Raw genomic sequence first — 6,396 nt, 5'->3', positions numbered from 1 at the left:
TTTAGGTGAGACTACTGATTTTCTGCCTTTACGAGAATACGCTTTGTATAACAGCGAATAATCAAGTTGATCCATTATCTTACTTAACAGCCTGACCGAATCGTTTTCTGGTATGAGGATTTCGATAGGAAGCGGTAAAACTAGTTGATATGAATTTGTTTTTGTTGTAGGATTTATATGTGTAAAGTTTTTCATAGCAGTTTAATTCTACACCAAGAGGCAGGTTCTTCGGAACCTGCCTCTTGTATTTTTAATACATATAAGGGACTATCTCAATTTCTTATTGAGACAGCCCCTTTTTTGCGATTTAGATGGGAAACTCTCAAATTTTTGGAGTTAGTATACCGCCATCTTTTAGCTGATACGTTTTATTCTCAAGCCAGTTATTTGCACTATGAGCTGCATCATAATAGATGGTAAAGCCGTTATCTTCAATATTAGATAAAGTAGTATCTCTGTTGATCAAGCTTGTTAGGTAGGAGTTCCCCGTTACAATCCATCTGCTGGTTAGATCCAAAGTCAAAGCTGCTGACTTAGCTGCATTTTCCTGATTGATCGAACCTTCCAGCATTGAGAAATTCTGCAGTCCAACGTTTATTGTACTAATCCCATCACAAATAATATTTCCTTTAAGAATTTGCTTCTCTGCCTTAAAGTCAACAACAGCCCCATTTGCTCCTTGTATACCCCAATTACCTGCACCGACTTCTAACAGTATCCCTGATGCAGTAGTCAGGTCTACGCCCTTTAGATAAATGGCTGTATCTGTGTTCGTCGCATAAAACAAGGGGCCATCCCCTGCAGAGAGAGAACCTTCATTCATTATAAAACGACTTATACCCACCTCCGCGTCCCCGGAGAAACTTTGATACAGCATAACTCCTCGTTTTTTTGTTCCCACCAGTACAGTATTTCTCAAATATATCGAATTTTTCCCTTCTACAACAGCTGCCTCTGATCCACTGGCACTGATTTTGGCATCAGTAACGGTAATATCTCCAGTGGAATAGATCCCAGGGGAATCCATGCCCGATGTTCGCATTATTCCACCAGTCACAATGATGGTTCCATTTCCACGGTCTGTTGCAATAGCAGCACTATGAGTTCCTTGCGTACTAATGTCCACATTATTAGCAATTACGATGCCCGTTAATGTCGCATCCAAACCACGAGAAGAATCAGCAGTGGTTTTAATTTTAGCATTCTCAACAGTCACCATCGAACCAGCGCCTGTTGCAAAAATGGCATTGGCACCATTACCACTTGTGGAAACGGTGCTATTCTTGATCTTTATTTTGCTGCCTGATTCTGCCAAAATAGCCGCATTAAGACCGTAAAAATTACTGTTCTCATCGGACGTCGTAACACCAGTCGTTGCAATTGTTGAATCTTTTAAAGTTAAAATGCCACCGTCCGTTACTTTGACACCTGATTGATTTGTATCATATGCTCGAATCGCCTGGTCCTTCTTGGTTATATTTTTGCCATTTTGCGTATATACAGCAGTCGTTTTAATAATTTCTCGATTTGACGGCGGTCCCTGCTGATCAGGTGGAGGTAATGGATAGTCTAAATAGGAGAGTCCCTGTGTGTTTTGCGCTGACGCATAGGCACTTACGAGAAAGCTGGCAATCACTGCACCAATCAGTGCTTTTCTCAAAATAATGATCTTCATACACTCATTCCTTTCCATTTATTATACAATTATTATAAAATCTGTTTGTTACAGTTATATGAACATTTTATGTCATATTAAACCATTTAACTATGTAGCTGCTGTTTCAATAGGAAGGGTGATCGTAACTTGGGTACCAATGCCTACCTGGCTCTCTACCCATATTTTCCCTTGATGTTTGGCAACAATCCATTGTGCAATCGCTAATCCTAAACCGGCACCCCCCTTTTTACGAGATCGAACTTTATCACCCCGAAAAAAGCGTTCAAAAATATGAGGTAAATCTGCTGGTAAAATTCCGCAGCCTGTATCCTTCATCTGAATTGAAACTCGATTGAACTGTTTATGGCAAATAATTTGAATACTCCCGGCGTTAGGTGTATATTTAATCGCATTATCTAATAAAATGACGAATAATTGGTGTAGTCTCTCCCGATCTGCTAGCAACCAGATTGTATCACTGCATTGCACGTCTAAGGAAATACCTCGCATCTGGACTAAAGGCTCAAACTGCTCTACAACCCTATTAATAAGTTCATTCAGGAGTAGCGGTACTACCTCAATTTCCATCTGGTTTGCGTCTGCTCTGGCTAAGGTAAATAAAGTAGAGACCAGTTTACTCATACGTATGGTTTCTCGTATGATATTGGTAATACGAATGGTTTCTAATTCAATGGTATGCCCGGGATGGCGCAATAAAAGTTCTGCATTACTTTTTATTACTGTCAGGGGAGTGCGCAGTTCATGAGAAGCATCAGCTGCAAATTGCTGTTGCTTTTCCCATGCTGCTTGAATGGGCACTAAGGCGCGACGAGCCAAAAAATAACTCCCTAATACAATAGCTGTCATACCAATAAGCTGCCCAATGAAAATAATAACTAAAAATCGCCTTAACATGGCTAACTCAGAATCAACTATGCTAATGGCTATAACATCTTTGACCTTAATAAATTGGTCCTTAATCATTATGCTTTCATCAGGATAAGGAGAAGAGAAAATGCGATACACATGATGATCGATTTTCTGCGTCTGCCATTTTGGGTTACTGACTGTTTCAAGAAAATCCAATACTTCAGACGGTACTCCTTCAATGGGATAGGTGTGAAGATTGATAATCCTTCCCTCTATATCACGAAGCAGAATCAGTATTCGGGATTCAAAATAAATCTGGTGCCTCCCTCCATCCCTCGAGTGATTGTTCGGAATTCGAAAAGCATTTACTTTGCGTTCCATGGATTCATCAATATCATCAAAAATCTGCCTGGCTACATATCCATACAAGGTTCCACCAAAAATAATAAAAATCACTAAAAATACTACGGAATTTACCAGCATCAATCTTCGTAAGGTTTTTTGGAACATGTTTACTTCTCCTTCATCATAAAACCTGCTCCACGAATCGTTTGTATCACGACCTGGCTGCCTTGTGCCGATAATTTCTTGCGAAGATAGTGAATATATAAATCTACAATTCCGATTGTGGTTTCTGACTCAAATCCCCATATTCGATCGAAGATTTGTTCACGGGTCAAAATATGACCCTGATTTAATATCAGGTATTCGAGTAATTCATACTCCTTACTCGTTAATTGCAAGGCATTTTTATCTACAAACCCGTCTCTAACTTTCGAATTCACTGAGACGTCGCCATACAAAATCTCTCCCTCTTTTCCACCTCTACCTGTACGTCTTAACAGGGCTTTTACCCTCGCTAATAACTCTGGAATGGCGAAAGGTTTCACCAAATAATCATCGGCACCGCTATTTAAGCCGATGACTCGATCTTGTACACTATCCTTTGCTGTCAAAAGCATAATCGGCATAGAAATATTTTGTGAACGCAGTGCTTTTACAATCTCTAAACCACTGATTCCTGGAAGCATAATATCAAGTATTAATAAGTCATGGACATTCTGCGATGCTAAATATAAACCTTCCTCACCATTTCCTGTCTCATGAATCAAATATTCTTCTTCTTTGAGCACAGCAACAACCACTTCCCGCAGCATCTGATCATCTTCTACAACTAAAATTCTCACTAGTGCCTCCCCTTAGGACCTGCCTTTATTCATTACACATAGCTTATCCAAGTGAAAACGTATACATTCGGATCAAATAACAAAAACACCGATGCTAGCCGCAGCAATCGGTGTTTTACAATCAGGTATTTTGTAAGGCTTTATAGTTCAGGATGCTTTTTTAAAAAATTCTTAATGGAGTCTGCCATAATTTTTTTGCCTGAAATATCAGGATGCAATCCATCCTGGGCATATTTTACTGGCAGAATTCCATCTTCATCTGCTAGCAGAGAATAAATCTCAATAGCATAAGGCTGATTGCGGATAAATTCATTTACCTTCGCTAATTCCACCTGCCAATTATCAGCTGTTGGCTGATCAAATACACGCTGTATTCTTTCAGGATTTAAAGGAGGAAGTGTCAGGAAGATCGGTGTGATTCCATTTGCCGCACACTTTTCTTTTAGGGCTTCTAAGGATTCAATGACCTCTTCACCAGACACACCACCGCGAATACTATTCGTTCCGCCTAAAATGAACAGATATTGAGGCTTAAAAGGAAGTAGATCATGTTCAAAACGTTCCACCATTGCCTCGCTGGTATCTCCGCTTCTTCCAAGATTTTTCACTGGAAAAGGTAAATACGAAACATACTCAAATCGCTCATCCGATGGAGGATTTGAAACAGCTCCTCCTCCGTGAGTAATGCTGTCTCCAAATACTGCCCACTTTTGACTGCCTGTTCTCACGGGCAATGGACTCGCATCTGAATATTTGCCAATCGGCTTTTTATTCGCATCTAAAGCAAGTACCCGCCAGTAAAAAGTCCCTGGCTCTATATAGGCATGGGTATCATAATAATCGAATCCAAATCCGCCCTGTACAGTAGAAGAACGAACTCTGTATTTTGACGCTACCACTCCATTAGATTTGTCTGGAGGAGCACTTAAAATTTCCACTTCATAAGAATCAGCTCCTAATACTGGTATCCAGGAATATACAGGATACAGGAGCAAAGGGTGATTCTTTTTTAGGCTAGATGTAATTGCCGGTTTATCAGGATTAATGACACCTTTACTTAAAGCAATTGGAGCCGAAAAAGCTGCACGTGGAGTCTTATCTAAATCTAAAGGACGAACGCGATAATATAGTTTTTTTAGTTTTTCACCTTTAAACAAAGCCGTATCCAATTCAATACCAGGAGCAGAAATATTGGTTTTGCTATAAACGATCTGCTTGGCAGAGGCTCTTTTGTTATTCTTAATGGGGCAATTGGCGATCTCTAGCTCATACATAACTGCATCTTCAGCAGTATGCCATACAAGCTGTATCTTATCATTTTGGGCATAACCATTTACGGTTACTAAAAACAGTGCAATACATATAAACATGATCTTTAATATTCTCAAAAAAGTTCTCCTCTCTTTGTGTACAAAAAATAAAGATTGCCACAAGCATACGCTTGTGACAACAGTATGTATCTACTACATTCTTTTCATGAATTATTCTTCATAGGAACAACAATAATCCGCAACGATTTTTACTTTTAATGAAAAACGTGAATTAGCTGGAACTTGGAAGCTATCTCCACCTGTATATACCTTCCAGGCACTTTCACCTGGCAGCAATACCTCTAATTCTCCTGCTAATATCTCCATAACTTCAGCAGCATCCGTTCCAAACTCATATTCCCCCGGCAGCATAATCCCCAAAGTCTTTCTAGTTCCATCAGCAAAAAGAACGGTTCGGCTTGTTACCTTACCCTCAAAATATACATTTGCCTTTTTTACAATTGAAACACTTTTAAATTGATCCACACGTATTTCCTCCTTGTCTTTCCCAACTTTATTACATCATATAACAGGCATTCGATATTTTTTTACTTCTTCTCATTGTATCATACTCATTACAAAATGCAAAAGCTAGAAATCCTTGGAGTAAATCTAATTCGATACTGTTTAAGCTGTACTTAATGTACTACCAAGTGTATATTTTCCTATGATTGCATTTTTAGCTACATCTGCCAATATATCCAAGGTATCAAATAAAGGGAAATTAATATCATCTTGAGAAAGCAGAATGGGTAAATCTGTACAAGCTAATATTACACACTCGGCCCCCATATCTTTTAGATCCTTAATAATCCTCAGCAATGCTGTTTTGTCAGATGCCAAGATTTCTCCTTTTACCAATCGGTATATGATTTCTGATACAATCTTTTGCTGATGTAAAAGAGGAAGTATTGGAGCTATGTTATTTTCATATAAAGGTTTTATGTATAGCTGATTTTCAATAGATGCAGTCGTCGCTAAAATTCCCACCTTTTTAACTTTGTGCAGTTTAAGATGTCTGCAGGTTTCTTCCACAATACTAAATACGGGGACTTTTGAAACCTCACGAATAGAATTGATATAAATATGAGCCGTATTACAAGGAATTACACAAAAATCCACTTTTTCATGCACTGTCTCAATACCTTCAATCACAAGTTTCTCTAGTAAATCTCCTTCTTGGTTACGCTGTAAAAAGCAGTCAGCAATTTGAAAGGGTTCTGGAACGCTATACATTAATATCGGGGGATACCCATTGGTATGTACGAATTGTTTGATAACCTTCATATAAAATAGAGCGGTTGCTTCTGGTCCCATACCGCCGACAATACCACAAGTTTTCAATATAACTCCCTCCTGATATCTAAATTCA

The 6,396-nt window shown here is 38.9% G+C and carries 7 protein-coding genes; all 7 read right to left on the bottom strand.

What is annotated here, in order from left to right; genetic code table 11:
• Positions 1-195, bottom strand: a 195-nt coding sequence (locus BMZ99_RS26775; protein ID WP_217645110.1) for a hypothetical protein, incomplete at its 3' end; no start/stop codon positions are given.
• A 127-nt stretch (positions 196-322) separates the two neighbouring features.
• Entirely contained in the window at positions 323-1,693 is a 1,371-nt protein-coding gene (locus tag BMZ99_RS17260; protein WP_175490597.1) for a hypothetical protein, read from the bottom strand.
• A 72-nt stretch (positions 1,694-1,765) separates the two neighbouring features.
• Entirely contained in the window at positions 1,766-3,037 is a 1,272-nt protein-coding gene (locus tag BMZ99_RS17255) for a sensor histidine kinase (protein ID WP_090940079.1), read from the bottom strand.
• Between the two features lie 2 nt (positions 3,038-3,039).
• Positions 3,040-3,714 (bottom strand): response regulator transcription factor, encoded by a 675-nt coding sequence (locus BMZ99_RS17250; protein ID WP_090940077.1) that lies wholly within the window; start codon positions 3,712-3,714, stop codon positions 3,040-3,042.
• Between the two features lie 140 nt (positions 3,715-3,854).
• Positions 3,855-5,102 (bottom strand): GDSL-type esterase/lipase family protein, encoded by a 1,248-nt coding sequence (locus BMZ99_RS17245; protein ID WP_090940074.1) that lies wholly within the window; start codon positions 5,100-5,102, stop codon positions 3,855-3,857.
• 93 nt (positions 5,103-5,195) lie between these two features.
• A complete protein-coding gene (gene ppnP / locus BMZ99_RS17240; RefSeq protein ID WP_090940071.1) occupies positions 5,196-5,510 on the bottom strand; it encodes a pyrimidine/purine nucleoside phosphorylase in 315 nt (104 codons plus the stop codon).
• A 141-nt stretch (positions 5,511-5,651) separates the two neighbouring features.
• The gene (locus BMZ99_RS17235) at positions 5,652-6,368 is read right to left on the bottom strand and encodes an aspartate/glutamate racemase family protein (protein ID WP_090940069.1); all 717 of its coding nucleotides are present in this window, start codon (positions 6,366-6,368) and stop codon (positions 5,652-5,654) included.
• Between the last annotated feature and the right edge of the window lie 28 nt (positions 6,369-6,396).

The organism is Pelosinus propionicus DSM 13327 (assembly GCF_900114615.1).
Taxonomy (GTDB): domain Bacteria; phylum Bacillota; class Negativicutes; order DSM-13327; family DSM-13327; genus Pelosinus; species Pelosinus propionicus.
Note: the sequence above shows the minus strand (reverse complement) of the source record. Positions and strands in the feature narration are given on the sequence as shown.

Coding starts and splice junctions, on each gene's coding strand:
- BMZ99_RS17255 (WP_090940079.1), bottom strand. CDS start 3,037: ATGTTCCAAAAAACCTTACGAAGATTGATGCTGGTAAATTCCGTAGTA.
- BMZ99_RS17260 (WP_175490597.1), bottom strand. CDS start 1,693: ATGGAAAGGAATGAGTGTATGAAGATCATTATTTTGAGAAAAGCACTG.